Raw genomic sequence first — 26610 nt, forward strand, 5'->3', positions numbered from 1 at the left:
GAACTTTTCCGATTCCGAAATCCTGGACAAATTCATCCTTCAGTCACGAAATGTTCACCATTCCCCTAAAAAATAAGATAGTCCGGAAAAGCGGACTGTTTTCCACGTTTCCGGACTATCTCATGAGTTTATAATAGACCATATTTATTTAATTTTTCATACATACTGGATTTACTGATTCCGAGTGACTTTGCAGCCTTTCGCTTATCAGGCTGGGCTTGCAGACTCTGGGTGAGAACGGACTTTTCCGTTTCTTCCAGGATTTCTTTCAGCGTTTTAGTTCCCACTCCGTATACATTACCCGTCTTCATATAAGTCGGTAATGACTGAAGGGAAATCGTGCTTCCATTCGTCAGATAGGTGGAAGCGTGAATGACATTTTCCAATTCACGGAGATTCCCCGGCCAGCTGTAGGAAAGAAAAATCCGCATCACCTCCTGATCGAAATCCTTGATGCGCTTTCCCGAGGATTTTGTGGATTTTTCCAAGAAAAAGGATGCGAGGGTTTCAATATCGTCTTTCCGCTCACGCAGAGGAGGGATCTGAAACGGGATGACATTGATCCGGTAATACAGGTCACTCCGGAATCTCTTTTCTTCCATCATTTTCTCCAGTGGACGGTTCGTGGCGGCAATGATCCTCACGTCCACATTCTGTACCCGGTTTGAACCGACCGCCTCGACTTCCCCTTCCTGTAACACCCTGAGAAGCTTCGCCTGCATATTAAGAGGCATATCACCGATTTCATCAAGGAACAATGTCCCTTTATGGGCAAGCTGGAATTTCCCTTTCTTCCCGCCCTTTTTGGCCCCGGTGAATGCTCCTTCTTCGTAACCAAAGAGCTCCGACTCCAAGAGCTGTTCGGGGATCGCTGCACAGTTCACTTTAATGAAAGGCTGTCCGCTCCTTTCACTCAGCTGGTGGATGCTGTGTGCGAACAGCTCTTTACCCGTTCCGCTCTCCCCCCTGATCAGGATGGAAATATCACTCGGCGCGATCATTTGGGCTTTGTCCTTCAATTCATTCAAACCGGGTGATTCCCCAATGATGTCATTGAGCGAGTATTTCACCCCGGTATTGATATCCTGTATGTAACTTTGGATCTTTGACATCATATTTTTCACATGTGAACTCATTTGCATCCATTCACTCGTGTCACGGAAAATGACGGACCCGAATGCCCCGATCACCCTCCCGTCCACCAGAATCGGGATTCGGTTGGCGATCATGTAATTTCCTTTAATATATTGAAGATCTGCCACCTCTTCTTTCCCGCTCTCCGCCACTATGTGCATCCTCGTGTTTTCAATCACGTTTGTTACATGTGATCCTATCGCTTTATCCCGTTCAACCTCAAGAAAGCGACAGTAATTGTCGTTTATGTAGATGATGATCCCTTCGTCATCGACGACGACCAACCACTCGAAAGCGTTTTCAAGAATGATTTCAATCATGTCGACGGACACCTTTTTCAATAAACTGCTCATTTCCCATCGCCTCCGCTGTTTTGCAAGAGAATATATACTTCTATAGTAGCACATCCTATCATGTGTTTTTTGAAAACCATTCAGATTTGTCAATAATTTCAATTACCAGTCGTGATTCGGTTTAATGCCTGCCGTATTAGGGAATCTTCATAACAATGAATGGAGGAATGAAAGGATGAAAATCGCAGAACTGAAAATATTTTATTTCGAAGACGATGGAATCATCCCGAATAACCCGGACCTGCCCGTACTCATTTATCGGAACGCACTCGATCAGGCAAATGAAGCCGAAGAGGTATTCAATCGAAATCACTGGCTGAACAGCTGGACAAACGGCATTTACGATTATCACCATTATCACAGCAACGCCCACGAAGTATTGGGTGTCATGCAGGGTGAGGCCAGAGTTCAATTAGGCGGTGAAATGGGCGAAGAAGTGACGGTTCATCAAGGGGATGTGATGGTCCTGCCAGCCGGGACCGGTCATAAGAGATTGTCAGCAAGTCCCGACTTTAAAGTCGCCGGCGCTTATCCGGATGGAGACAGTTATAATTTAAAAAAGGGTTCATTACGTGAACGTCCCAGTGTGTTAATTGAGATCAAAAACGTTCCCCTTCCAGCATCAGACCCAGTATTTGGCGATAAGGGTCCTCTGATAAAATATTGGCTCAAGAAATGAGTTAGAAACCATTCTGCACTGTATTCATTCCTATTTCTCTATAGTAATGCTTCTTAGAAACGGCTATCATTACTTATAAAATCGCAATGTAATCTTCGGATAAAGATTATATTTATAAAATAGTCTTGTTTTCTTTCAAGTCCTATGCTATTCTATTATAGCGATGAGCTGAATTGTGTAAGTCGGTGATCACGTCCTAGTGACAACAAACGATGTGGCGTTTGCTGATCATCCGCCTCAATTTTTTGCAAGTGGGCTTCCATAGGAAATGGGAGCCCTTTTTATATGAAGAAAACCCCCAATGATTCCTCATTGGGGGTTTCTTTATTGTTGAACGGATACTGTCACGGCGCTCTTCTTTTTCAATGGACGGTCATATTGACTGGTAATCAATAATGATACGGCGAAAAATGCAATCAGGGTCATGAAGAGCACCTGCATGCTGAATACATCCACGAGCACCCCTCCGATAAACGGACCGATCATTCTACCACCCGTTGCCGTACTGTTGACGATCCCCTGGTAGAATCCTTCCCTGCCCTTTGGAGCAAGTGAGTTGGCGATCGTCGGTACCGCCGGCCAAATGAGCATCTCACCGATCGTTAAGATGATCATGGCAATGGCAAACCACTGAAATTGATCGGCAATCGAAGCTACACCAAACGAAATCATGAAAATGATGGTCCCGATCATGATTTGGAGCTTTAAATTGTTCTCAAAACGCTTGATCGCTTTGGATAAAAGCGGCTGAGCCAGAACGATCAACGCTCCATTGATCGTCCACAATAAACTGTACTGTTTCAGCGATATATTGATTTCCTGCGTATAGGTGGCGATGGTGGACTGCCATTGCACGTACCCCATCCAGCATAAAAGATAAGCAACACATATGAAGAGCAACGCCTTCAGCTTCGATTTGTCCCTTATCACCTTCGATTCATTCAATACCGATGTTTGATGACCCGCAACCGAAATGTTCCGGTATCCGAAGAAGGCGATGAAGAAAAAGACGATATACATACTCAGGTTAGCCATAAATATATAGTTAAAAGAGAATGAGGCGACGAACCCGCCCAATGCGGCTCCGACGGCCACCCCAATGTTCTGGGCGACATAGACGGAATTGAATGCTTTCCGTCCCCCTTCCGGCCACACCGAACCTGCCATGGCGTACATGGAAGGAAATACGATACCTGAACCGAATCCGACAACGGTCAGGAAGACGACATAGTATGAAAAGCCGTGCCATATATTCATTCCGATCAGGGCGGATAATGTGATTGAAATTCCCAACAGGATGGAACGATAACCGCCAAAACGATCGAATAACGTCCCTCCGATCAGATTCCCGATCACACTAGCGCCTGCATTCATCATCAGCACAATTCCCGCTACAGACAATGACTTTCCTAAATTTTCATGAAGGTAAATTGTATTAAGCGGCCATAAAAAAGAGGCTCCCGTCACATTCACCATCATTCCAATGACAAGTAACCATAATGATTTGGGCATCATTCTGCCCCCTTTCCACTCTTTTATTTCGAGTCCCAAAAGGATTTTACTCCTTTTCCGGAAAGGGGGCAAGAATTATTTTTTCATATCAAAAAAAAGACCAGGCACTCCTTATGAGCACCTGGCCGGGGACGTTTTATTTCCCGTTATGATGATTGGATTTAACGGGCTGACCCTGTTTCTCGTAGCGCTTTTTGGCTTCTTTGACAGGATTGTTTTCAGCACCGAATTCTGTATCCAATTTTCGGAAATCACTGCGGGTCTTTTGTTCAGGGTTGTTTTGATCAGAGCGTGTACTCAATGTAATTTACCTCCCACTACATTCGGATCATGATCCAGCAAAATCATTTCATTCTGCAAGGTTTGAAGTTGAAGTCTCATGCGATGCAGTTGTTCACGCTGCTGGGAGTTTGCACTGTTCGCCATGTGCGCCACGTCGTTGACGGCTTCTTCAAGCTGCTGCATGGCCTGTGTGTATTCCACATCATGATAGTGCTCCTGCTGTGACCCTGCTTTATATTGTTGCTGAGCGTAACGAATGGCATCTTCGCATTTCTGAATGCATTCATCCATCGAATTCCTTGTTGCCATTTCGACTACCTCCTTGATGATTGGAATCAAGAAGAGGAAGGTCCTATCCTTACTCCCCTCCATCTTAGTTTGAACTTGTTTGCCCGTTTCAGAAGTGGTAATCTTCGCCTATTTCAATGGTCAGGATACATTTGTCCCCGTGTTCATGATAAAATCTCTTTAGCGTCATACATACCGCTATATCACTTGAAATTTAGGAGGTGTTTGTCATCGGGACAAACCCATTTCCATATGCTACAGATTCAAAACGATATCACACATGGAATTATCACCTCCGAAATCATTTCGGACATAAGGTGTTTAAAGTCGCCCTCGACGGCGGGTTCGATTGCCCGAACAGGGATGGCACGGTTGCACATGGCGGCTGTACCTTTTGCAGTGCAGCAGGGTCCGGGGACTTTGCCGGAAGCAGGGTCGACTCCTTAGAGAAACAATTCAATGACATCAAGGGAAGAATGCATCAAAAGTGGAAAGACGGAAAGTACATGGCCTATTTCCAAGCGTTCACGAATACCCATGCACCCGTTGACGTCCTGAGGGAAAAATACGAATCCGTTTTGAAGCAGGATGGAGTCGTAGGCCTTTCCATCGCCACACGTCCTGATTGCCTTCCTGACGACGTCGTCGAATATTTGGCTGAATTGAATGAGAGAACGTATTTATGGGTTGAGCTCGGGCTTCAAACCGTCCATGAAAAAACGGCGGGCTTGATCAACCGGGCCCATGATTACCAGTGTTATATGGAAGGCGTTCAAAAATTGCGAAAGCACGGGATCCGTGTGTGCTCTCATATTATTAACGGACTTCCCCAGGAAAATGAGGAAATGATGATGGAAACAGCACGTGAAGTCGCAAAGCTTGACGTCCAGGGAATCAAGATCCATCTTCTTCACTTACTGAAGGGAACACCCATGGTCAAGCAATACGAAAAAGGACTGTTGGAATTCATGGATTTTGATCATTACGTCAAACTCGTTTGTGACCAATTAGAAGTTCTCCCTCCTGAGATGATCGTTCATCGCATCACCGGGGACGGACCTATCGACTTGATGATCGGACCGATGTGGAGCGTGAATAAATGGAGCGTACTGAACGCCATTGATGATGAATTGAAACGCCGGGACAGCTGGCAGGGAAAATTTTATAAAATGGATGTGAAAGCATGAAATTAGATCGAATACTACCTTTCGCGAGAGAGCTTCTGGAACGGGCGGTCAAGCCCGGAGATATTACGATAGACGCAACGCTTGGAAATGGGCATGACACCCTGTTCCTCTCCCGCCTGGTCGGGGAAAATGGCCGGGTATACGGTTTCGATATCCAGGAAGAAGCCATCCACAACACGAGGGAACAACTTATCACTCATGATCTCGCCGACCGGGTGACCCTCTTCCACCAGGGACATGAGACCGTCATGAACGTCATCCCCCCATTGCATTACGGGAAAGTGACGGGGGCGGTCTTCAATCTTGGGTATTTACCCGGCGGTGACAAGGATATCGTCACCCGTCCGAAGACGACGATACTCGCCTTGAATCAGATCCTTGAAATGATGGCTCCTGAAGGGATCCTTGTCCTTGTCATTTATCACGGGCATCCTGAAGGAGCCGTCGAACGGGACTACATCCTCCGCTATGTAGAGCGGCTGGATCAAAACTACGTTCATGTCCTGAGATACCAGTTCATGAACCAACTGAATAATCCGCCGTTTATCGTGGCATTAGAGAAGAGATAAAAATAGGGACGGACCTCCGCGGAGGTCCGTCCCTATCTATTTATAATAATTCGTTTGCGATCAGTTCGAATGATTTGAGTTTATCTTTGAAGTCATAGGTGATGCTGACAAGCATGATTTCATCGGTTTGGTATTGCTCGCTTAGTGCGAGTAGCTTTTCTTTTACTTTTTTCGGACCACCGACGACCATGCGTTTGCGGTTTTCCCGCACTCTCATTGCTTCGAATGGGGTGTACTGATACGCTGCCGCCTTCTCAGGGCTCGGAGTTCCGTTCGAGCGCATGCCCTGTTCGATCATCAGGATGGATAGGTCGATGCTTGATGCGACCCTTTCCGCTTCTTCATCCGTTTCGGCACAAATGGCAAAAACGGCTACGATGTTCTTCGGTTCCTTCAAGTACTCGGAAGGAACAAAGTTATTCCGGTAGGCTTGTGTATATTGCGGTCCGCCTTCCCCATTGATGAACTGGGCAAATGTGTATGGCAGTCCTTTTTGCGCGGCAAGCATGGCACTGGATGGACTTGATCCGAGCATCCAGACTTCCGGCATGGTTTTGATCATCGGAGCTGCCGTCAGTCCCTGGTACGGATGGGCATCAGGCAGGGAATCCGTCAGATAACCGAGTAAGTCATCGATTTGTTCTGGGTAACGATTTACATCCCGCGGTTTCCCGTCATGCAGGGCCATCGTGGCCATCGGCATTCCACCGGGAGCCCTTCCCAACCCTAAATCGATCCGATTCGGATTCAAACCTTCAAGCAAACGGAAATTTTCCGCTACTTTATAAGATGAGTAATGGGGAAGCATGACCCCTCCGGACCCGACACGGATTCTTGACGTATTTTGGGCAAGATGGGCAATCAGCACTTCCGGTGATGAACCGGCAAGGCTCGTTGAATCGTGATGCTCGGATACCCAGAACCGTTCAAATCCTAATTTCTCTGTATGTTTGGCTAACTCTACTGTATTATTCAAAGCCTCCTGTGGGCTCATTCCTTCTGCAATCGGTGACTGATCTAGTACACTTAGCTTCAAAATGGACATCTCCTTTGATTGATGTGTGTATTATTATCAATTCTGATGAAAAAAATGTCCACTAACATGCTTAAAGGGTGATAGCCGAGATGGCCATCACCCTTTGCTTGATTATTTCTTGTAGATTAACACTTTACCGACTGAACCATCATGACTTTGGCCAGTAACGCGGAATTTTAATCCGTAGTTCGGTACGTTACGTCCAGCGTCTACCATACCTTTGTTGCTGTAATCTTTACTATCGTCGAATAGTGGATTACGTTTAGTATGGTTGTCTTTCATCGTCAGCCCAAGTAATTCAGTGTAATCCAGGAACATTTTTTCTGATTTATCCAGGCTGAATGCTGCATCGTGAACCTGGTAGCGTGTAGATCCTACAGATCCGTCGCTCCAGTAGTTGGTTTTCTGGTCAGCATCGACAACTCCAACGAAACCGTCTCCAGGATGAGTACCTGTCCAGTTATCGCTATAAGATTTATCTACATACCATACGACCAATCCGTCATCGAATTGCATTAAGCTTGCGCCGCGGCGGATGTTGGCAAGACCTTCATCTACACCGTTATGACTGCGCCATTCAAGCAGGTAGTAGTGCTCCTTCAGGGAAATTCCGTTTGATACTTCGAAGCCTTCTGTTTTGAATTGAGGCTCACCTTCTGCACCATCTTCAAATACGACATTTCCATCGACAGTTAAAGTGGCGTTATCCAAAGCGAAACCATCAAGGGCAAGACCGCCATCTGTAACGTAATTGAATGTAAGTGTTACCTTTTGACCGGCAAATTGGCTTAAATCGTAAGACTTATCAACCCACTGACCTTTTGTAGATTCAGCACGGCCGTCTTCATCAGTATCGTCGTCACCGATTGTGTCAATTTCTACTTCCTCGCCATTGGCTGTCTTAGCAACAACGTGAAGGAAATCGTAATCGTACTCAACATCATATAAGGTTTTGAAGCTGAATGTAGCGTTTGTTGCGTTTGTTAGATCAAATTCAGGAGAAACGAGTGATGTATTAAGGTCATCTCCTTTTGTACTGTAGTAGTACTTTTCACCAAACTCAGGCAGGATACCCTGTACCTCTTTGTCTGGAAGGTTCACTTTCACGACATCATTGTTGGTACCCTTTGTCGCTGCTTCATCCAACAGATATTCTTTACCTTTGCGGGTAACGTCTGCTGCATTGATTTCATCACCAGATTGCCAATTTCCTTGTGTTCCTTCATTGTCCACAACAGCAGAAGCCTGCAGCATTTCTTTCATATAAGGACTGAATCCAGAAGGCATTGAACCCGGAATATCCCCTGCCCAGCTTCCGCTTGCCATGATGGACCAATAGCTCACCGGTTCACCTGTTCCAGTGTACTGGGTATCGTATTCATCCGGAAGGCCTAAATCATGTCCGAATTCATGGGCCATAACACCGACCGCACCGTCTTCAGGTTCGATTGTGTAGTCGTATGCATACATTGTTCCTGCACCCCAGTAATCAACTTCAGGAGTAGGAGATCCCGCAATCGGGAAGATTCCACCAAGATTCCAACGGTGTGACCAGATCGCGTCAGATCCTAGTGATCCACCGCCTGCTTCTTCACCCACACCAGAGTGAATGACCATCAAGTGGTCGACAAGTCCATCAGGCTCCAGGTAGTTCCCGTCACCGTCAAGATCGTAACGATCCCACTTGTCATAGTCTGCAAGGTTAACGTTCGGGTCAGCTGCTGCTTGAGCAAGAGCTTCCTTGATCAGGCCGCGTGCATTGACGTCGCTTCCGTCAGGCTGAGGATCATTTCCGCCATATTCCGCTGCCGGTTTACTTGCTGTGTACCAGCCTGCAACGTTTCCATCCACTGAATAACTTCCACCAGATTGCTGCTCATAGTACTGCTTCATGGAAACGTATGTCTTTCCATCTGGACCTTTCCATCCTCCAGTACCAAATAGCATATCTTGATAGTGTTCTCGGGAGTAAGCATCCTCCCCTTCATAGTACATATCCGTCTCATCAGCCGTCATGGAATTATGAGGCTTGTCCGGATAGTCTACAAGAAGTACCAATACTTCATCGGTACGTTTTTCACCATCATATGCTTCTTCCTTTACCGGGTCAGGAGAGTTCTTCTTTGCATGTCCAAGTTTATTTCCTTTACCGTTCTTTACACCATTGTCTTTCATGGATTTTTGAAGCTTTGCTTTCGCTTCTGCTTCTTCGTTATGAAGTTCTCCTTCACCTTCATCTGCTTGCTTCTCAGCTGATTCTGCTTTGGCTTCCAGGAATTTTTGCAGTCCCTTTTGTGCCTCTGCAGCAGAAGCATTTTTCTTGATCTTGCCTTCTTCCTTCAGCATTTCGATCAGTCGATCATCATTCGCAATCCCTAAATCAAACGCTCCTCCATGCTTATGATCATATTTCACCGTTGGCTTCGCTAATACATTCTGAGGTCCTACGGTTGCAGCTGATGCAGGTACAGCAAATGCCCCTACACTAAGCGCGGCAGCCATGGCCATGGATAATACTTTACGTGATTTCAAGCACGATTCCCCCTTAGTTATGTACTAAATTTTTACACTAACTACAATATACTCCACTATTCTGAAAAGTAAATATATTCAGATAGTATTTGGTTATTTAGTATTACGAAATAAAAAGGATATAGTCAAAAGGATCCATGTACACTCGACATAAATAAAGGACTATTGTCACAAAAATAGAAAAATCAACAAAAAATTTATGTATAAATATGGTATTTTTAGTCGTATATTGGATAACCGTGTCCAACTTTGGTTGGGCAAAACAGACAGAAAAAGGGACGGACCTCCGAAGTATTTTGGAGGTCCGTCCCTCGATCGTCTATTAAGATGTTTTTTTGCGGTTTCTCCATTTGCGGTAGATTTTCCCGTTCAGGTAGAAGAATTTGGTGATCCAGCCGGCTTCTCCGATGAATTGTTTGGAGAAGGATTGGACGCTTGCCTGTTTACTGGCTTTCTCGTCAGACAAATAGACTCCGATGAGTCCTTTATTGATCAAACGGTGAAAGTGAGCATGGGGAAGCTCATGGGTATGTTCATCGGCCTTCTGCAGAAAATGGATGAGTCGCTCTTTTAAATGCTCATCATTTTCATAATAGAAGCAGAAGTTTAAATCTCCCCCTTCCCGGTCCTCATCCTGATCGATGAAGTAATCGAGAAGAATATGTAATCCCTGTATATACGGGAAATAGCCCCGCTTGATTTTCTCCGTATACGAAGGCTTGAAATCACTTCGATTGGCATAAGAGACCAAGCAGAAGATGCCAAGGGTCGAACCTGAACAAGCGGAAAACTCATACCAGTCCATTTCAGGCAGGTTCGGGCGGTGGGTTTCAAACCATCCTTGAAGCCTGGCCACCCTCTCTTCTTTCTTCACGTGTTTATGTATCTGCAGATCACAATAATACTCACACAGTTCAAGGAGATCATCCTTGATGCTTTCGTAATGGCGTAAGTTGCGCAAAACGGATTGACATGTCAGGACCAGATCCCTCAGGTATCCTCCATCATCCTGGTCCCTTCTTAAAGCATAATAATTGACAGCTTCTGCCCCCACCGTCAAGGAATCCTTCATGGACTGATGCAGGAGGGCAAAGTCATCGGGATCAAGGGACACACTGCGATCGCACAGATTATCCAGGTAATCGCTGATCGTCTGATACGCGACGATGAACCGGATCGTATCTGCTTTATGCTCCAATGCCAGAAGGGAAAGGATCGATCCTCCCTCGCAATGGAATGTTTTATGCTGGATGCTCGCAAGTGCCTGATTCCTCAGTTCCTGATTCGGTATTTTTTCCGCCCGCTTTTTCCAGCCGTCCAATTCTTCGTGCACGATGGGAAAAACGGTGCGGTACACTCTTGTCATTAATGAAAAGGGATCACTTGGTATCGACATTTCATCACCTCTTTTACAAAATGTATCCCAGCGCTTTCAATCTGCTTTCAATGAAGATCTTAGAATACTCATAGATCTCTTCTCTTTCAGGTTCATTATAAATTTCATGATAGCACTTTGGCCATTCTTTGTAATGCATTTCAGATAATGACAGCTCATTAAACCATTTTTTCACTGTCTTTTTTTCGACGATTTTATCATCCCCTGCCTGCATCACAAGCAATGGGACGTCTGGCATTTTTTCCAGGTTGGCAAATGCTTGCTTCATCGCCTGTACAAGCTCCCTGTACCAGCGGACAGATACTTTCGTGATATAAAGCGTATCATTGCTGTCGATTTCCCGGACATCTGCGTTTCGGGTCGCCATATCGATGGTTAATCCTGAGGGGAACTTCACCATCGGAGCGATTTTATTTAAACCGAGGGATAATAGCTCGACCGGTTTAGCCGGGGTCGTAACCAATCCTAAACACGGCGAGGATAAAATGACACCTGCTACGTTCACATGGGATTCCTGCAGGAGTCGTATGGCGATTAGCCCGCCCATACTATGGCCGATCACAAAGACGGGCAGTTCAAATTGATAGGCTGCCTGGACCCAGTCCTTCACTTCCACAATGTATTCATCAAAGGAATCGATATGTCCCCTTTGGCTTCTTGACGTCATTCCCTGACCGGGTAAGTCACCCATGACGACGTGAAAGCCTGATGCACGCCACATTTCAATGAGCCAACCATATCTTCCGTGATGTTCCATCGCTCCATGAATGATGACGATGACTGCCTTTGCCTCTTGATCTGATTCCCATTTCCACATGGCAATTCCTCCTTTGTAGTTCTCTCCATGAATGAATTCTGCTACCATTATTATAATAAATATTATTGAAAGGGGTAGTAAAAAATGCTCTATCCGTATTATGATAAGAAACCCATCATCGCCCGTTCGGCATTCATCGCCGATTATGTCACCATCTCAGGGGACGTGGAGATCGGTGAAGAATCAAGTATCTGGTTCAATACCGTCATCAGGGGGGATGTCGCTCCCACAAAAATCGGGGATAAAGTAAATATACAGGATAACTCCATTCTCCATCAGAGTCCAAATAACCCTCTTATCCTTGAAGATGAAGTGACCGTCGGCCATGGGGTGATCCTACATAGCTGTAAAATCAGGAAAAAGGCATTGATCGGCATGGGCTCCATCATCCTTGATAATGCCGAAATCGGCGAAGAGGCGTTCATCGGAGCCGGAAGCCTTGTCCCACAAGGGAAAGTCATCCCGCCAAATACCCTTGCCTTCGGACGGCCGGCAAAAGTCGTGAGGGAGCTCAATGAGCACGATATCAGTGAAATGAAGCGCATTTCAAGAGAATACGCAGAAAAAGGACAATATTATAAGAACATCAAACCGTTTTAACTTCCTATACTTGGGATACCCCATCCTCCTTGAGAATACTCATGGAAGATTTTCTTTTGATCATCAACAAAAAGACCAACACCCCAAAAAGTGTTGGTCTCTTCTATCTTTCCTTATTCAGCTAATGCTTCTGCTTTCAACGCATCTGCTTTGTTCGTGCGTTCCCAAGGAAGATCAAGATCGTTACGGCCGAAGTGTCCGTAAGCAGCTGTCTGCTTGTAGATCGGACGACGAAGGTCAAGCATCTTGATGATTCCTGCAGGACGAAGGTCAAAGTTATTGCTCACAACGTCAATTAATACATCTTCTGACACTTTCCCTGTTCCAAATGTATCAACGGAGATGGATACGGGCTTCGCCACACCGATTGCATACGCTAATTGAACTTCACATTTCTCAGCAAGTCCCGCTGCCACGATGTTCTTCGCTACATAGCGCGCTGCATAAGCCGCTGAACGGTCCACTTTCGTTGCATCCTTACCAGAGAAGGCACCGCCACCGTGACGTGCGTATCCACCATAAGTGTCAACGATGATTTTACGTCCTGTCAGACCTGCATCACCTTGTGGTCCACCGATTACGAAGCGGCCAGTCGGGTTGATGAAATATTTCGTTTCTTCATCGATCAGTTCTTTCGGTACAACCGGGTCGATGACATATTCTTTCAGGTTGCGTTGGATTTGCTCAAGCGTCACTTCAGGGTGATGCTGAGTAGAGATAACGATCGTGTCGATACGGACCGGCTTATCGTTTTCATCGTATTCAACGGTTACTTGTGTTTTTCCATCCGGACGAAGGTAAGGAAGGATCTCTTCTTTACGTACTTCTGTTAAACGACGGGAGATTTTGTGGGCAAGGGAAATCGGAAGAGGCATAAGCTCTTTCGTTTCATTACAAGCGAATCCAAACATCAATCCTTGGTCACCTGCACCGATTGCATCGATTTCTTCATCCGTCATTTGACCTTCACGGGCTTCAAGGGCCTGATCGACACCTTGAGCGATATCGGCAGACTGCTCATCAATGGAAGTCAGAACTGCACATGTTTCAGCATCAAAGCCGTATTTCGCACGTGTATAGCCAATTTCACGGATCGTTTCACGAACGATTTTCGGAATATCAACATACGTATTCGTAGTGATTTCACCGGCAACAAGCACAAGACCCGTTGTGACAGACGTTTCACACGCTACACGTGCATTCGGATCATTGGTCAGAATTGCATCAAGAATTGAATCAGAAATTTGGTCACAAATTTTATCTGGATGTCCTTCGGTTACGGACTCAGATGTAAACAGACGACGTTTAGTTGACATCAAGGTTCCTCCTTAAGCATATTTGTCAGAACGATTCTTCTGACAAAACAGTAAACAGATACGGTACTCATTTCCCTAAGTAGTATGAAGTAAACATGATTCTTTTATAAATAAATCATGATTTATGTGCATGTGGTCCACTATAAACAGAAAAAACCCTTCCTCGGGGAAAAAAGTTTCAGAGGAAAGGTTTCAGATCATAGCCGCGCCTTTTCTCTCTTATCGTTCAAGGTTTTAGAGACCTTGCCTCAGTTTAGCACCTTCGCTTAATCGGATTCATTAAAGAAATGGATCCATTCACTATTTAGCAGGTTGCTGGGTTTCATAGGGTCTGCTCCCTCCACCAGCTCAGGATAAGAGTATCCGTTCAAGGAACAATGATAACGGTTAGGACAAGTGGTGTCAACTTTTTTTGAATGACAGGTTTAACCATTCATTTCGTGGTTTCAGCCTGTTTTTTATCATCTACATAACCTAATGGGGTAATGAGGCTAAACATTGCGAGGTGCATTTCATATAAATAAGAAGAAACATGCTTTATTCGGTCAAGAAATGTGACAAAATGAAGACACATTATAAAATTAAATAAATAGTATAGACTAATAGCTTGATTGTGTTATACTATTTTTGTAAAGTAAACGATACCATTTAAATAAATTTATATAAAGGAAGGGTTCGAATGAATTCAGTGAGCATGTCTAATGAATTAACGGAATTACTTAATGGTCAAAACATCCAGGAACAATTATCTGTTTCTCAACTAGTCGAAAAGGTCCTTCAACGAAATGAAGGCGTTTTAACTTCATCAGGTGCAATCAGAGCAGAAACTGGTAAATACACAGGACGCTCTCCTAAAGATAAATTTATTGTTGAAGAACCAACGACGAAAGATAAAATCGAATGGGGTTCTGTCAATCAGCCGATCTCATCGGAATCGTTCGATAAATTATATACGAAAGTCATCGAATACTTAAAAGAAAAAGAAGAAGTATTTTCATTTAAAGGATTCGCAGGTGCCGACCCGAAACATAGACTACCGATCCAGGTGATCAATGAGTTTGCCTGGCATAATCTGTTTGCCCACCAATTATTCATCCGCCCGGAAACAGAGGAGTTAAAAGATCATCAATCTGAATTCACCGTCATTTCAGCACCGAACTTCAAGGCTGATCCAGAAGTGGATGGCACTCACTCTGAAACGTTCATCATCGTTTCATTTGAAAAAAGGATCGTGTTGATCGGCGGTACCGAATATGCCGGTGAAATGAAAAAATCCATCTTCTCGGTCATGAACTATGTACTTCCTGAATCCGACATCCTTTCCATGCACTGCTCTTCGAACGTAGGTCGTGAAGGCGATGTAGCATTGTTCTTCGGATTGTCCGGTACAGGGAAAACGACTTTATCCGCTGATCCAAACCGCCGCTTGATCGGTGATGATGAGCACGGCTGGTCCCCGAACGGCGTATTCAATATCGAAGGCGGATGCTATGCTAAGTGCATCGGGCTGACACGTGAAAAAGAACCTCAGATCTTTGATGCGATCCGTTTCGGTTCGGTCCTTGAAAATGTCGTTCTTGATGATATGTCCCGCATCGCGGATTATGATGATAACACTTTAACAGAAAACACGCGTGCTGCCTACCCCCTTCAAGCGATGGAAAACATCGTGGAACCAAGTATCGCAGGACACCCAAATACGATAGTTTTCTTAACAGCTGATGCTTTCGGCGTATTACCTCCGATCAGCAAGCTGACAAAAGAACAGGCAATGTATCATTTCTTAAGTGGATATACATCGAAGCTTGCAGGTACGGAGCGTGGAATCACTTCACCACAGGCAACTTTCTCAACTTGCTTTGGATCTCCATTCCTTCCGCTTCCTGCCACTCGTTACGCAGAAATGCTCGGTAAGAAGATCGATGAGCACAATGCACAGGTATTCCTCGTGAATACGGGTTGGACCGGCGGAGAATACGGAGTTGGGAATCGCATGAAGCTTTCCTACACCCGCGCCATGATACAGGCGGCACTTGAGGGTGAACTTACGAATGTGGAAACGGCAACAGACGAGATTTTCGGTCTGAACATCCCGGTTCACGTTCCTGGTGTTCCAGACGAAGTACTTCAACCTAAGAAGACATGGTCCAATGAAGCGGCTTATGAAGTCAAAGCAAAAGAACTTGCTCACAAATTCAACGAGAACTTCAAGAAATTCTCGAACGTCCCTTCTGACATCGAACAAAAAGGCGGCCCGTCCGTTAAATAAATCACTTAACTAACATACAAAGGTCCGTCCCTCAAATCTGAGGGACGGACCTTTGTTATCGTTATAGCCCTTTTTTCCGGCCGGTGATTCTGTTGAATAAGAATACGACAACGGCGATGATCAGTAGAACATGGATGACGGCTCCACCGATTTTAAAGATCAATCCTAGTAACCAAAGAACTAATAAGATTCCGATGATGGTCCAAAGCATGTGTGCTCCTCCTTAGAACTGTTATAGAAAAACGAGTATTGCTCATAAGTTTCCCTAAAAGATGAAATTTAAAACCACTACCATTTCCCTATTCTTTTTTTCGATTCCAAAGTAAAATAACACTTTACTAAATATTACTAATTTTGGTATGATTATGATTAAATTTTACAGGGGGAATTGAGATGATCAGACAGCTTACAGAGAAAGATCATGTTATTTGTCAGCGACTCATTCAGCAGCAGCCTGCTGAGAACTTGTTCATCATCGGGGACATCGAAGCCTTTGGGTTTGAACAGGATTTCCAGAAGATTTGGGGAGATTTTGATGAGGAAGGAAATCTCCGGGGGATCCTCCTCAAATACAGGGAAAATTTCATCCCTTATTCCATGGGGGATTTTGACGCAGAAGGCTTTGCCGCCATTATCAACGGAACAGAAGACTACAGCATCGTTTCAGGATTGAAACGGATTGTCACTGAAGTTGAACCCTTCTTATCCAGGGAAATCAATTCGAAAAGACATATGTATTACGCCAAATGTGACAGTGCATCCTCTATGGAAGACCGGGAGCTTCCTCATGTGAAAGCAGCTTCTTTCACCAATCTGCCGCAACTCGTGGAACTGTTGAACGCTATCCCGGAATTCAGCGGAGGAGACTTTACCGTAGAGAAAAGAAAGCATGGGATGGAAAAGGGCGTAGCCCGCAGTTACTATGTAGAAGAGGACGGAAAGTTCGTTTCTTCCGCTTCCACAACAGCTGAAAACAGCATGTCCGCCATGATCGTCGCCGTATGCACACATCCCCAATACAAGAAAAAGGGCTACGCAACAGAGTGCATGACAAAGCTTTGCCGTGACGTGTTGAACGAAGGAAAAGAACTATGCCTCTTTTATGACAATCCTGAAGCAGGAAAAATTTATAAGCGTATCGGCTTTAAAGACATTGGTTATTGGTCAATGTATAAATTCAACTAAAAAAAGTGGATTCCTAAAAATAGGAGTCCACTTTTTTATTATGCTGCCACGTTCCGGTTCTGGATCAATTTCGCCTGTACCAAGCGTTTTCTCACTGTGATTCCAATCCAGCTTGCCAGGAATGCTTTAATGAGTCCCACGACGATAAACGGATAAACCCCCGCTGCCATCGCCTGACTCCAGCCAAGATCCGCCACAAATTTCAGTTGGATGGTCCCAAGAATTAACGTGATGATCATGCCGACGGTGTTGGCGATTATCGCCATCGGAATCGTAAATCTCGTTTTTTCAAGAATGAGTCCTGTAAAGTAAGCCGCAATGATAAACCCGAAGATATAGCCTCCGGTCGGACCGACCAGGACTTGTGCCCCTCCACTGAAACCGGCAAACACCGGGACCCCTACCGCGCCGAGTGCCGCATAGCATATCAGGGCCAGCGCCCCGTATCTGCTTCCAAGTATCGTAGCCGTGATCCCGACAGCCAGGGTTTGGCCGCTGATGGGGACGAGTGGCAGTGGTATTTCAATCTGTGCGAGTATTCCTGTCATGGCAGCAAAGATGGCACAGTGAATAATCATCCTCAGTTTTTCTCCATTCATTTGTAAATCCCCCTTATGTATGTAAACTTCTTATACCATTAAGTTTACACAAATCCAAGGAATTAAGGAAGCACCATTTTCATAAAAAAAGCGGAAAAAATATCATGTTAGCGTACAAGCTTGAATATCTTTTGAGTATGTGCGGAATGGAAAAGGAGGAGACATATGAAGCGTCTGGCCGTATTAGTGTTATGTGTATTCCTATTGAGTGCCTGCGGGGAGAAGAAACCTGCATCGTATGAATTATGCGGGTATGGGGATATGATGGTCGTGAACGACAAAGAGTATGTAAAGGTATCTGCCGAGAAGAAACTCACCCTTCAGAAAAAGGTAGGATCCATTAAAGAAAAGATCGAAACCAAGTATCACCCCGTCAATAATTTCACCGCCAATACGCTGGCGGAAGGTACCCCCATTTATAGCGTAAAAGACCACAAGAACTATCTAATCGCACAAACGAAGGATAACCGCTATCTGCTATATGAGGAGATCAAATAAAACGGAAGGCTGTAAGCATTTGTTTACAGCCTTCCGTTTTCAATTGGTGGAATTGAGGGAAATGAGCCGGTAGACGATCGTCGTCTTCTCATCCTTCCACTCCATCTTTTCAATTCTCCCGAAACCACTCGGATCACTGTGCTTCGTTTTTTTCACATCTATGGGAAGATGCATCGGATAGAGGCGATATCCATCCTTTTGAAGCTGAAACAAATTCTCTTCTTTCCTCATTTCTTTTCCTTTTGTCACAATCATCGTATTCAACTCAAGACCCATGCCCATCTTATATGACCTCAATCCTTATTAGTTTATTGATTTTTCATCCATGATGCCAGCAGGGAAACGATCTCTTGATTCTTCCGTGGCGGAAAGTAGTGCGTAAACTCTTTGAAATAATGGGACGAAACCCGTTTCCCGAGCTCCTTCAATCGTTTTTCTAATCTATATGCATGCTCGACGGAAACGTTCTGATCTTTTTCCCCGTGAATGATCAAGACCGGCGCTTCAAGGTTTTCAAGTGAATACAGGGGAGTCCTCCATTCGTATCGTTCGGGCACTTTATTCGGACTTCCCCCGATCACCCTCTTCATCATTCTCCGCATGTCCTTTCGTTCGTCATACGTCAAGAACATATCAGACACACCTCCCCATGTGACGATGGATGTCACGTCCTTCGACTCGATCCCTGCCATCAGGGCCATGACACCGCCCCTCGAGAAGCCGAAAACATGGATACGATTCTTTGCGACCCGGGAGTGATTTTTCAACAGTTCTACGCCTGCAACAGCATCTTCACGGTCATCCCCGGCGAAATCTTCATTCCCTTCTCCCCCCAGGTTCCCCCTGTAATATGGCGCAAACACGATGAATCCGTGTGATGCAAACTGAGCGATCCTGGCGGGCCTGACCATGCCGACACCTTTGATCCCTCCCCTTAAATAAAGGAAACCGTCGTATGTACCCTTTAACACAGGCTCAGCCAGTAAGCCCTTCACCCTCAGTCCCGAGGATAGATAGGTAATTTCATATAATTCGACATGTGGGTTCGGAGAGGGAAACAACGTTTTCTTCACGATCATTCCGTTCTTCATATTCTCTTCCTTTCAAAACGTGCTATGGGTATTCACACATTTTTTATACTCTACATAGACTATTTTAGCAAATTGAATTCACGTTGCTTTATGACCATCCTACCCTACTGCCAATGAAATAAACAATGCAGGGCTGCACTCATCCCGACTACTGATTACGTGGAAAAGTAAAGGAGGAAGATTAAATTGAAAAAATGGCTTCGAAGCGGTTTAGGTGTATTCCTCATTCTTATGCTGACCATTGGATTGACTGCATGTGGAGAAAAAGAGGAGGCTGTCCAGAAGGTTCGTGTAGCGGAAGTGACCCGCTCTATTTTTTACGCACCTGAATATGTAGCGATTGAAAAAGGATTCTTTAAGGAAGAAGGACTCGACATCGAACTGACCACCACATGGGGAGGGGATAAAACAATGACCACCCTATTATCAAACGGTGCGGATGTCGCATTGGTCGGCTCTGAAACGTCCATCTATGTCCATGCACAAGGATCGGATGATCCCGTCATCAACTTCGCTCAATTAACCCAAACCGACGGTACGTTTCTCGTCTCCAGGGAAAAGGTGGAGAACTTCGAATGGGATCAGTTGAAGGGTTCGACCTTCCTTGGCCAGCGTAAAGGCGGCATGCCGCAAATGGTCGGGGAATTCGTGTTAAAGAATCACGGCATCGATCCTCAGAACGATTTGAACCTGATTCAGAATATTGATTTCGCCAATATTGCCAATGCCTTTGCATCCGGTACTGGCGACTACGTCCAATTATTCGAACCGACCGCCTCCATCTTCGAACAAGAAGGCAAAGGCCATATCGTTGCTTCCTTTGGGACCGAATCAGGGCATGTGCCGTATACAACCTTCATGGCGAAAGACAGTTATATGAAAGAAAACAAAGAAACGGTGGAGAAATTCACGAAAGCCCTTTACAAAGCCCAGCAATGGGTGGAAGAACATTCAGCGGCCGACATCGCCAAAGTGATTGAGCCATATTTTGAAGATACGGAAGTGGACCTGATTGAAACGGTTGTCGACCGGTATAAATCACAAGGATCCTTCGCAACAGACCCGATCCTGGATGAAGAAGAGTGGAACAATCTTCAGGCCATCATGGATGAAGCAGGTGAACTCCCTCAATCCATCGATCACAAAACGCTCGTAAACACTTCCATCGCTGAAAAAGCAGCAAAGTAGCAATACCCGGGGGCTGACACATGTCAGCCCTTCCGTTATAAAAAAATTCGAAAATGGAGGCTTAAAACAGTGAACTTTCTATCGATCGATTCCGTCCACCACACCTACTTCTCACCGAAAACGGCCACCCATGCCCTCACAGACATTTCGTTGCAGGTGGAAGAAGGGGAATTCGTCTCATTCATCGGTCCATCGGGATGCGGAAAGACGACGCTGCTTTCCATCATTGCCGGTCTCATTCAACCGACAGAAGGAACCGTCATCTTACACAATAAGCCCATCAGGAAGATGAAGAAGAAATTGGGATATATGCTTCAGCAGGACTATCTGTTTCCGTGGAAGACGATTGAAGAGAATATTTTCCTCGGTTTGGCCATTATGGGGAACCTGACAGAGGATAAAAGAAAAGAAGCACATGCTTTATTGAAGGAAATGGGCCTTGAGGGTGTAGAGTCATCCTACCCACGGGAATTGTCAGGGGGAATGCGGCAACGGGTCGCACTGATCCGAACACTCATCACCGAGCCTCAACTGCTTCTCCTGGATGAACCTTTCTCTGCACTTGATTATCAAACGAAATTGAAGTTAGAGGATCTGGTATTTTCTACTTTGAAGTCCTTCGGGAAAACCGCCATCCTCGTCACACATGATATCGGGGAAGCAATCTCCATGAGTGACCGCATCATTTTATTCGGTTCGAAACCGGGGCGTGTTCATATCATATTCGAAGTGCCCCAACCGTTAAAGGGATTGATGCCTTTCGAGGTCAGAAATCATGAAGCATATCCGGAATTTTTCCAGACGATTTGGAAGGAGCTTGAGAAACTTGAATCAAGAATCGATTAAACAAAAACACCGGGAATACATTCAATCATTGAAAAGGGAGCAGCGATGGGTTTGGTTTTATCAAGCCCTTATTTTCACCGTCTTCTTCTCACTGTGGGAGATCGCCAGCCGAAACAGCTGGGTGGACCCACTCATCTTCAGTTCGCCTTCGAAGATATGGAAGCTGTTTATCGTGAAGTTGGGGGACGGGAGCCTTTTAGCCAATCTGTCTGTGACCCTTGGTGAAACCGTCATCGGATTCATCCTCGGCACCCTGCTTGGGACCCTGCTTGCCGCTTTACTTTGGTGGTCTCCGTTTCTTTCGAAAGTATTGGACCCTTATCTTGTCATTCTGAACGCCATGCCTAAGGTCGCCCTGGGACCGATCCTGATTGTGGGGCTTGGGCCCGGCTTCACCTCCATCATTGCCATGGGGACCGTCATCTCTGTCATCATCACCACCATCGTCGTCTATACATCCTTTCGGGAAGTCGACCCGAACTACTTGAAGGTGATGCAGACATTCGGTGCGAAACGGGGACAGATGTTTAAAGAAGTCATCCTTCCCGCTTCCTTCCCTACGATCATTTCGACCTTGAAAGTCAATGTAGGGCTATCCTGGGTCGGTGTCATCGTCGGTGAATTCCTTGTGTCCGCCAAAGGTCTCGGATACATGATCATCTACGGATTCCAGGTCTTCAATTTCACCCTTGTCCTTCTCTCCCTACTCGTCATAGCCGTATTCGCAACCATTATGTATAAGCTCGTGGAGCAGCTCGAGAAGAAATGGATCAAGTCATAAGATCGAGTTCTCTCACTCTTTTCAGGGCCGATTCCACCACCCGATCCTTCATGATGAAACTAAAGGAAGGGTCTTCGTGAATCTGTGTAAAATCACCGTCCCAAAGCACGGATCCTTCTGTTTCCAGGTAATCATCTTTTTGGATCATCTCTTCTGCTTCCGCAAAGAAAATCGTTTTGACAAATGGAGTATGGTCAAACACCTTATATTCCCCAATGAAAAGAGGCTCTTTGATCACTCCCCCCGTCTCTTCAAACGTTTCGCGAATTGCAGCTTCCTCAAGGGTCTCCCCCTTTTCCCTCTTACCCCCTGGGAACTCGAGACCCCTTTTTTTATGGCGGGTCAATAACCATTGGCCTTCATAGCGGCAGATCACAAGGACATGATTGGATTCCTGTTGAAACTGCCCCTTATGAAACGATAATTCCACTCTCTTGCCATTTTCATCTATAAACCGTTCCATCTACGTCACCTCATCCGTACACGCTTTCTTTCATCTAACCACAAATAAAAAGCATTGGTCCACAGATATCACTTCTGAACCAACACTTTTATCATTACTCGTGATCTTCATGGGGCTTGGAGTCGAGGATGCCTATGCTTTCGATGAAAGTCTTGACGTCTTCATCTCCCAGGCGGTGAAGCATTTCATACACTTGATGCAGGTTTTCATCATAGGCATCATTTTCCCGGTCAAAATGGTATTGAACATATGGAACGTGAGCCCTGTAGAAATTTTGCCAGTCGACCGAATGATTGGAATCGAACACTTCCCGGAGCTGGGTGATTTCTTCATCGGTCGCAGATATTTTAAAGTTCCATTCGGAATCCGTCGAGCTTCTTGAAATTTCACCGGTGGCCACTTCAATATAATAATCATGTCGTTCTTCGCTCATCTTCCCACTCCTTCACTGTACTTACCCTTCATTTTCCTCAATTGACGGAATTCTATTCACTTGGATTTTTTCTTCAACACTTCAACCGCTTTTCGTAAAAATTCCGGTACGGGCACTCCGGCTCTCCCGACATTCTCAATGATTGAAATCATCTCATTGCATAAATAAAAAATAATCGTCGCATTACGAATAAAGTGTTGATTTGTTAGTATAGTATCAATAAGGTGAGCAACGGTGACAAGCGAGAAAATCAACACTTTCCGGCCGATCCCCTTTATACCGAATTTGCTTGAAAGCTTTCCTTCGATCCCGCTTGCGATCATCCCTGTAAAATAATCGAGGGTCACGGCGATCAACAGAAATGTAATCAACATGTCCCACTCTCCGAATAAATTAAGAATAAGGGCACTGAGACCCGACCCAACGAACAGCAAGCTTTTCTCCAATTAAAGCATCTCCTTTTTCTAGTGGCTGGTTTATCGCAGACAACTTTTTCATCACCAGTGAAACGACGGCGCAGGCGGCAGAACGCCTTTACACGGTTAAAAAGTCCGATAAAAGGGTAAAGACAAATAAGAGTTGTCCTAGCATAATATGTAGAGTAATTCATAAACGTTCATGTTAAAATGGAACAAAAGGGAGGTGAAGTGCATGAAGTTGATCGAAGAGATTTATGAAATGTACCGTGGAAGAATCAAAGGTACCGACGAAGACTTAGACCTCATTGCCCTTACAATCTTAGAAGATACATCCAGGAACGAATTATTGGAAATGATCCAGGAAATGGAAACAGAAGAATTGCAATACTTCTTCCGCTTATACATATTTGAAACATTGAAAGAAAAATGGTCCAACAGTGAAGAACGGGTGAGACTGGAGAAGAAAAGCCTTCATTAAGCCGAAATCTTTTCGCAAAAAAAGCGTTGCCCCGATTAACCGGAGCAACGCTTTTTTCATCCTTTTATATCCACTGCATGTCCTTTACTTGGATGAGGAGCAGGTTGACTGGCCTGCATATCCCTCATCATCACCGTGACCTGAGCCGTTTGAGTCGCCATCTGGCTCTTAAGCAGGTTCATGCTGAGCGTCCTCTGAAGCTCAGCCACCTGTTTTCCCATCATAGAAGACATTTCCATGGTATCTTCCCCCTCGCCTCGTCTTTCAAGGATTGTGCATACTATATTCAGAATACCAAACATCCAATGGAAAACATAGGAAACGTCATAAAAATGTTGTTTTTTTCTCCTATATGGCTGATCCTTATATGGTAAAATAGTGAAAAAAGGGGGTTTCATGATGTCAATGACTCTTGTTCTGATTATTGCGGTTGTCATATGTATCCTGGTGATTTTCGTCAGTGCCCTTACCACGTCCAAAGCCTATACAACCGTTAAACATACAGTCGATCCACTCGAAAACAATCCTCACCTCGAACAGATGAAACAGGATGAGGAAAAAAAAGAATAAATTCAAAAAAACCACCGCTCATGATGAACGGTGGTTTTTCATTATGCAAATACTTGCTTCAATTCTTCATTGCTCTGACTCAACCAGAAACGCATCAGTTTCTTGGCCCCTTCCAGGTCATGAAGCTTCGCCTGCCCGCATTGCTTCTCATTGGCTGCAGGAATTTCTTCGATTTCTACCGCTTCTTTCATGGTAGCATTCAACAGGTCGATGATCTCTTCCACTTTCGGCTCACCGCTAACGACTAAATAATAGCCTGTTTGGCAACCCATCGGGGAAATATCAATAATATCAAAATGAGCATACGGCTCAGCATATTTACGGATCGTGAAGGCTAATAAATGCTCAAGAGTATGAATGGAATCAGGCTTCATCGCCTGCTTGTTCGGCTGACAGAAACGGATATCAAACTTATTCACAAGTCCGTCGCTTCCCACTTTATGGACACCGCAATGTCTCACATATGGTGCTTTCACTGCATCATGATCTAATTCAAAGCTTTCTACTGAAGGCATTAAAATCACTCCCATTTAGTTTCTACTTCATAGTATAACGTAAATTCATAGTTATTTCATCAACTTAATCTGAATTAGACGAAAATCCTATTTTCCCACCCGGGCTGACAGGCCAAAACCTTTCAATCCCCCTCCAGATTCTGATATAGTAAAAGAAAATCAACAGGGAGACGGATCATGAAACGAGTATTGTTAGTATTGTTCAAGTTTTACCAGCGCGTCATTTCTCCTCTTAAACCCCCTACTTGCCGCTTTTATCCTACCTGCTCCCATTACGGTGTCGAAGCCGTGAGCCGGTTTGGTGCACTAAAGGGCGGCTGGCTGACGATCAAGCGGATCGTGAAATGTCACCCATTTCATCCTGGAGGGATCGACCACGTGCCGGAAGAATGGCCAAGGCAAAAAGATAAATGATTCAGGCTGGCTCCAAATCGGGAGGCAGTCTTTTTTAATAAAAAAAATCCATTTATCTTGCTTATTCCCCTTATCGGTAGTAAAATAACCTTTGTGCTAAATCGTAATCATTACAGTTAAGGAACGAACACCACTAAAAAGGAGGATTCCTCTTGAACTATATTCGCATGAGTTTGCTATTATTATTGATTTTCGTATTGTCTGCCTGCGGAGCCGACTCAGGTCAGGACGGCAAAAAGAAAGATAGGTTAGAGATTTACACAACCGTCTATCCACTGGAGGATTTCACCAAAAAAATCGGCGGGGACTATGTGGATGTTGAAAGCATCTACCCTCCTGGGGCCGATGAACACACCTTCGAACCATCTCAGAAAGATATGATGAAGATGGCCGACGGGGACGTTTTCTTCTATGTTGGAATGGGTCTTGAAGGATTCGTTGAAAACTCCAAATCTCTATTAGAAAATGAAGGCGTTACTGTGGTACCGGCAAGTAAAGGAATCGAATTGCCTCATGAAGAAGAGGCTGATGAACACGACCATGACGACCATCACCATGATGTGGACCCTCACATATGGCTGGATCCCGTATATTCGAAGGAAATGGCCAAGAACATCGCCGACACCCTCTCGAAGGAAATGCCCGAGCATAAGGATGAGTTCCAGGCTAATCTTAAAACGTTGTCGAGTGACCTGGACGAGTTGGACACGGAGTTCAAAAAGATGGCTGACAATGCGCCAAAGAAGACATTTTACGTGTCCCACGCCGCCTACAGCTATTGGGAAGAACGCTATGGACTTCACCAGGAAGCCATCGCCGGCTTGAACACAGCCAATGAACCGTCCCAGCAGGAGCTGAAGGAAATCATCGAAAAAGGAAAAAAAGACGATGTTCAATACATCCTCTTTGAACAAAACGTCTCTTCACGACTGACAGAAGTCGTCCAAAATGAACTCGGTGCGAAGTCACTGACACTTCATAATTTATCTGTCCTTACAGCAGATGATCGAAAAAAGGATGAGGATTACTTTTCACTGATGAAAAGGAACATTGATACGTTGAAAAAAGCATTGCAATAGAATAAGTGAAAAGAGCAGCCACGGTGGCTGCTCTTTTTTAAACCCTCCCTCCTAAAAAACATGAATATTATTTTCCATTAA

The 26610-nt window shown here is 45.0% G+C and carries 32 protein-coding genes and 1 riboswitch; of the genes, 14 read left to right on the forward strand and 18 right to left on the reverse strand.

Going from position 1 to position 26610, the window contains the following annotated elements; genetic code table 11:
• Positions 1-128: 128 nt before the first annotated feature.
• Positions 129-1487: a sigma-54 interaction domain-containing protein gene (locus M1J35_RS20840; protein WP_254652188.1), complete on the reverse strand. Its 1359-nt coding sequence runs from the start codon at positions 1485-1487 to the stop codon at positions 129-131.
• Positions 1488-1662: 175 nt separating this feature from the next.
• Between M1J35_RS20840 and M1J35_RS20845 the strand changes: the two genes are divergently transcribed.
• Positions 1663-2166 (forward strand): cupin domain-containing protein, encoded by a 504-nt coding sequence (locus M1J35_RS20845; RefSeq protein WP_254652189.1) that lies wholly within the window; start codon positions 1663-1665, stop codon positions 2164-2166.
• Positions 2167-2490: 324 nt separating this feature from the next.
• Here M1J35_RS20845 and M1J35_RS20850 read toward each other — a convergent pair whose 3' ends face one another.
• From M1J35_RS20850 to M1J35_RS20860, 3 genes are all read right to left on the reverse strand, one after another.
• Positions 2491-3678, reverse strand: coding sequence for an MDR family MFS transporter (locus tag M1J35_RS20850; RefSeq protein ID WP_224522123.1), 1188 nt, complete (start codon positions 3676-3678; stop codon positions 2491-2493).
• 136 nt (positions 3679-3814) lie between these two features.
• Entirely contained in the window at positions 3815-3979 is a 165-nt protein-coding gene (locus M1J35_RS20855; RefSeq protein WP_060672924.1) for a hypothetical protein, read from the reverse strand.
• Positions 3976-4269 (reverse strand): YtzC family protein, encoded by a 294-nt coding sequence (locus M1J35_RS20860; protein WP_034765559.1) that lies wholly within the window; start codon positions 4267-4269, stop codon positions 3976-3978. The genes M1J35_RS20855 and M1J35_RS20860 overlap by 4 nt, the downstream gene beginning before the upstream one ends.
• Before the next feature lie 200 nt (positions 4270-4469).
• Here M1J35_RS20860 and M1J35_RS20865 point away from each other — a divergent pair, with 200 nt between their 5' ends.
• Both M1J35_RS20865 and M1J35_RS20870 read left to right on the forward strand, forming a co-directional pair.
• Positions 4470-5435 (forward strand): tRNA modification radical SAM protein MnmL/YtqA, encoded by a 966-nt coding sequence (locus M1J35_RS20865; protein WP_254652190.1) that lies wholly within the window; start codon positions 4470-4472, stop codon positions 5433-5435.
• A complete protein-coding gene (locus tag M1J35_RS20870) occupies positions 5432-6004 on the forward strand; it encodes a tRNA 5-(aminomethyl)-2-thiouridylate-methyltransferase MnmM (RefSeq protein ID WP_254652191.1) in 573 nt (190 codons plus the stop codon). Before M1J35_RS20865 ends, M1J35_RS20870 begins: the two co-directional genes overlap by 4 nt.
• Positions 6005-6044: 40 nt before the next feature.
• Here M1J35_RS20870 and M1J35_RS20875 read toward each other — a convergent pair whose 3' ends face one another.
• The 4 genes from M1J35_RS20875 to M1J35_RS20890 all read right to left on the reverse strand — a co-directional run bounded on the left by M1J35_RS20875 (position 6045) and on the right by M1J35_RS20890 (position 11785).
• Positions 6045-7049: an LLM class flavin-dependent oxidoreductase gene (locus tag M1J35_RS20875; protein WP_224522120.1), complete on the reverse strand. Its 1005-nt coding sequence runs from the start codon at positions 7047-7049 to the stop codon at positions 6045-6047.
• A gap of 102 nt (positions 7050-7151) precedes the next feature.
• A complete protein-coding gene (locus M1J35_RS20880; RefSeq protein WP_371928691.1) occupies positions 7152-9572 on the reverse strand; it encodes an immune inhibitor A domain-containing protein in 2421 nt (806 codons plus the stop codon).
• A gap of 322 nt (positions 9573-9894) precedes the next feature.
• Entirely contained in the window at positions 9895-10968 is a 1074-nt protein-coding gene (locus tag M1J35_RS20885) for a tetraprenyl-beta-curcumene synthase family protein (RefSeq protein WP_254652192.1), read from the reverse strand.
• A gap of 13 nt (positions 10969-10981) precedes the next feature.
• On the reverse strand, positions 10982-11785 hold the full coding sequence (locus tag M1J35_RS20890; protein ID WP_224522118.1) for an alpha/beta hydrolase: 804 nt from the start codon (positions 11783-11785) through the stop codon (positions 10982-10984).
• Between the two features lie 84 nt (positions 11786-11869).
• On the opposite strand from M1J35_RS20890, the gene M1J35_RS20895 reads away from it, so the two are divergent.
• Positions 11870-12385, forward strand: coding sequence for a gamma carbonic anhydrase (locus tag M1J35_RS20895; protein ID WP_254652193.1), 516 nt, complete (start codon positions 11870-11872; stop codon positions 12383-12385).
• Between the two features lie 113 nt (positions 12386-12498).
• Here M1J35_RS20895 and metK read toward each other — a convergent pair whose 3' ends face one another.
• A complete protein-coding gene (metK, locus tag M1J35_RS20900; RefSeq protein WP_034765540.1) occupies positions 12499-13701 on the reverse strand; it encodes a methionine adenosyltransferase in 1203 nt (400 codons plus the stop codon).
• A gap of 216 nt (positions 13702-13917) precedes the next feature.
• Positions 13918-14061, reverse strand: a riboswitch (SAM riboswitch).
• A gap of 319 nt (positions 14062-14380) precedes the next feature.
• Between metK and pckA the strand changes: the two genes are divergently transcribed.
• Positions 14381-15970 (forward strand): phosphoenolpyruvate carboxykinase (ATP), encoded by a 1590-nt coding sequence (gene pckA / locus M1J35_RS20905; RefSeq protein ID WP_224522116.1) that lies wholly within the window; start codon positions 14381-14383, stop codon positions 15968-15970.
• A gap of 61 nt (positions 15971-16031) precedes the next feature.
• Here pckA and M1J35_RS20910 read toward each other — a convergent pair whose 3' ends face one another.
• A complete protein-coding gene (locus M1J35_RS20910; protein WP_106298475.1) occupies positions 16032-16181 on the reverse strand; it encodes a lmo0937 family membrane protein in 150 nt (49 codons plus the stop codon).
• 182 nt (positions 16182-16363) lie between these two features.
• On the opposite strand from M1J35_RS20910, the gene M1J35_RS20915 reads away from it, so the two are divergent.
• Positions 16364-17155 carry a GNAT family N-acetyltransferase gene (locus tag M1J35_RS20915; protein ID WP_254652194.1) on the forward strand — a complete coding sequence of 264 codons (792 nt, stop codon included), beginning with the start codon at positions 16364-16366 and terminating at the stop codon, positions 17153-17155.
• 38 nt (positions 17156-17193) lie between these two features.
• Here the strand turns inward: M1J35_RS20915 and M1J35_RS20920 are convergent, their stop codons facing one another.
• Positions 17194-17754 (reverse strand): biotin transporter BioY, encoded by a 561-nt coding sequence (locus tag M1J35_RS20920; RefSeq protein ID WP_254652195.1) that lies wholly within the window; start codon positions 17752-17754, stop codon positions 17194-17196.
• Positions 17755-17919: 165 nt separating this feature from the next.
• On the opposite strand from M1J35_RS20920, the gene M1J35_RS20925 reads away from it, so the two are divergent.
• Positions 17920-18252 (forward strand): hypothetical protein, encoded by a 333-nt coding sequence (locus tag M1J35_RS20925; protein ID WP_224522113.1) that lies wholly within the window; start codon positions 17920-17922, stop codon positions 18250-18252.
• 39 nt (positions 18253-18291) lie between these two features.
• Here the strand turns inward: M1J35_RS20925 and M1J35_RS20930 are convergent, their stop codons facing one another.
• Together M1J35_RS20930 and M1J35_RS20935 are read right to left on the reverse strand one after the other, a co-directional pair.
• Entirely contained in the window at positions 18292-18534 is a 243-nt protein-coding gene (locus M1J35_RS20930) for a DUF2584 domain-containing protein (protein WP_254653821.1), read from the reverse strand.
• Between the two features lie 26 nt (positions 18535-18560).
• Positions 18561-19343 (reverse strand): alpha/beta hydrolase family protein, encoded by a 783-nt coding sequence (locus M1J35_RS20935; RefSeq protein WP_254652196.1) that lies wholly within the window; start codon positions 19341-19343, stop codon positions 18561-18563.
• A gap of 231 nt (positions 19344-19574) precedes the next feature.
• Here M1J35_RS20935 and M1J35_RS20940 point away from each other — a divergent pair, with 231 nt between their 5' ends.
• From M1J35_RS20940 to M1J35_RS20950, 3 genes are all read left to right on the forward strand, one after another.
• Complete coding sequence (locus tag M1J35_RS20940) at positions 19575-20531, forward strand: ABC transporter substrate-binding protein (RefSeq protein WP_229594649.1); 957 nt, start codon at positions 19575-19577, stop codon at positions 20529-20531.
• A gap of 69 nt (positions 20532-20600) precedes the next feature.
• Positions 20601-21377: an ABC transporter ATP-binding protein gene (locus M1J35_RS20945; RefSeq protein ID WP_254652197.1), complete on the forward strand. Its 777-nt coding sequence runs from the start codon at positions 20601-20603 to the stop codon at positions 21375-21377.
• Positions 21358-22158: an ABC transporter permease gene (locus tag M1J35_RS20950; RefSeq protein WP_371928692.1), complete on the forward strand. Its 801-nt coding sequence runs from the start codon at positions 21358-21360 to the stop codon at positions 22156-22158. The genes M1J35_RS20945 and M1J35_RS20950 overlap by 20 nt, the downstream gene beginning before the upstream one ends.
• On the opposite strand, the gene ytkD is transcribed toward M1J35_RS20950, so the two are convergent.
• The 3 genes from ytkD to M1J35_RS20965 all read right to left on the reverse strand — a co-directional run bounded on the left by ytkD (position 22148) and on the right by M1J35_RS20965 (position 23500).
• Positions 22148-22621 (reverse strand): RNA deprotection pyrophosphohydrolase, encoded by a 474-nt coding sequence (gene ytkD / locus M1J35_RS20955; protein WP_254652199.1) that lies wholly within the window; start codon positions 22619-22621, stop codon positions 22148-22150. The two genes, M1J35_RS20950 and ytkD, sit on opposite strands and share 11 nt — an antisense overlap.
• Before the next feature lie 94 nt (positions 22622-22715).
• Positions 22716-23054, reverse strand: a complete 339-nt coding sequence (locus M1J35_RS20960; RefSeq protein WP_034765509.1) for a hypothetical protein — start codon at positions 23052-23054, stop codon at positions 22716-22718.
• Positions 23055-23110: 56 nt separating this feature from the next.
• Positions 23111-23500, reverse strand: coding sequence for a phage holin family protein (locus tag M1J35_RS20965; RefSeq protein ID WP_079534064.1), 390 nt, complete (start codon positions 23498-23500; stop codon positions 23111-23113).
• Positions 23501-23705: 205 nt separating this feature from the next.
• Here M1J35_RS20965 and M1J35_RS20970 point away from each other — a divergent pair, with 205 nt between their 5' ends.
• Positions 23706-23951, forward strand: a complete 246-nt coding sequence (locus tag M1J35_RS20970; protein WP_060672906.1) for a DUF6154 family protein — start codon at positions 23706-23708, stop codon at positions 23949-23951.
• Between the two features lie 56 nt (positions 23952-24007).
• Here M1J35_RS20970 and M1J35_RS20975 read toward each other — a convergent pair whose 3' ends face one another.
• Entirely contained in the window at positions 24008-24175 is a 168-nt protein-coding gene (locus M1J35_RS20975; protein WP_254652200.1) for a hypothetical protein, read from the reverse strand.
• Positions 24176-24347: 172 nt separating this feature from the next.
• On the opposite strand from M1J35_RS20975, the gene ytzI reads away from it, so the two are divergent.
• The gene (gene ytzI / locus M1J35_RS20980) at positions 24348-24521 is read left to right on the forward strand and encodes a YtzI protein (RefSeq protein ID WP_224522108.1); all 174 of its coding nucleotides are present in this window, start codon (positions 24348-24350) and stop codon (positions 24519-24521) included.
• A gap of 41 nt (positions 24522-24562) precedes the next feature.
• Here ytzI and M1J35_RS20985 read toward each other — a convergent pair whose 3' ends face one another.
• A complete protein-coding gene (locus M1J35_RS20985; RefSeq protein ID WP_034765503.1) occupies positions 24563-25036 on the reverse strand; it encodes an S-ribosylhomocysteine lyase in 474 nt (157 codons plus the stop codon).
• Between the two features lie 177 nt (positions 25037-25213).
• Between M1J35_RS20985 and yidD the strand changes: the two genes are divergently transcribed.
• Together yidD and M1J35_RS20995 are read left to right on the forward strand one after the other, a co-directional pair.
• Complete coding sequence (yidD, locus tag M1J35_RS20990; protein WP_061810775.1) at positions 25214-25450, forward strand: membrane protein insertion efficiency factor YidD; 237 nt, start codon at positions 25214-25216, stop codon at positions 25448-25450.
• 152 nt (positions 25451-25602) lie between these two features.
• The gene (locus M1J35_RS20995; protein ID WP_347815195.1) at positions 25603-26529 is read left to right on the forward strand and encodes a metal ABC transporter solute-binding protein, Zn/Mn family; all 927 of its coding nucleotides are present in this window, start codon (positions 25603-25605) and stop codon (positions 26527-26529) included.
• Positions 26530-26610 lie beyond the last annotated feature (81 nt).

The organism is Rossellomorea sp. KS-H15a, from assembly GCF_024195245.1.
In the GTDB taxonomy this organism is placed as follows: domain Bacteria; phylum Bacillota; class Bacilli; order Bacillales; family Bacillaceae_B; genus Rossellomorea; species Rossellomorea vietnamensis.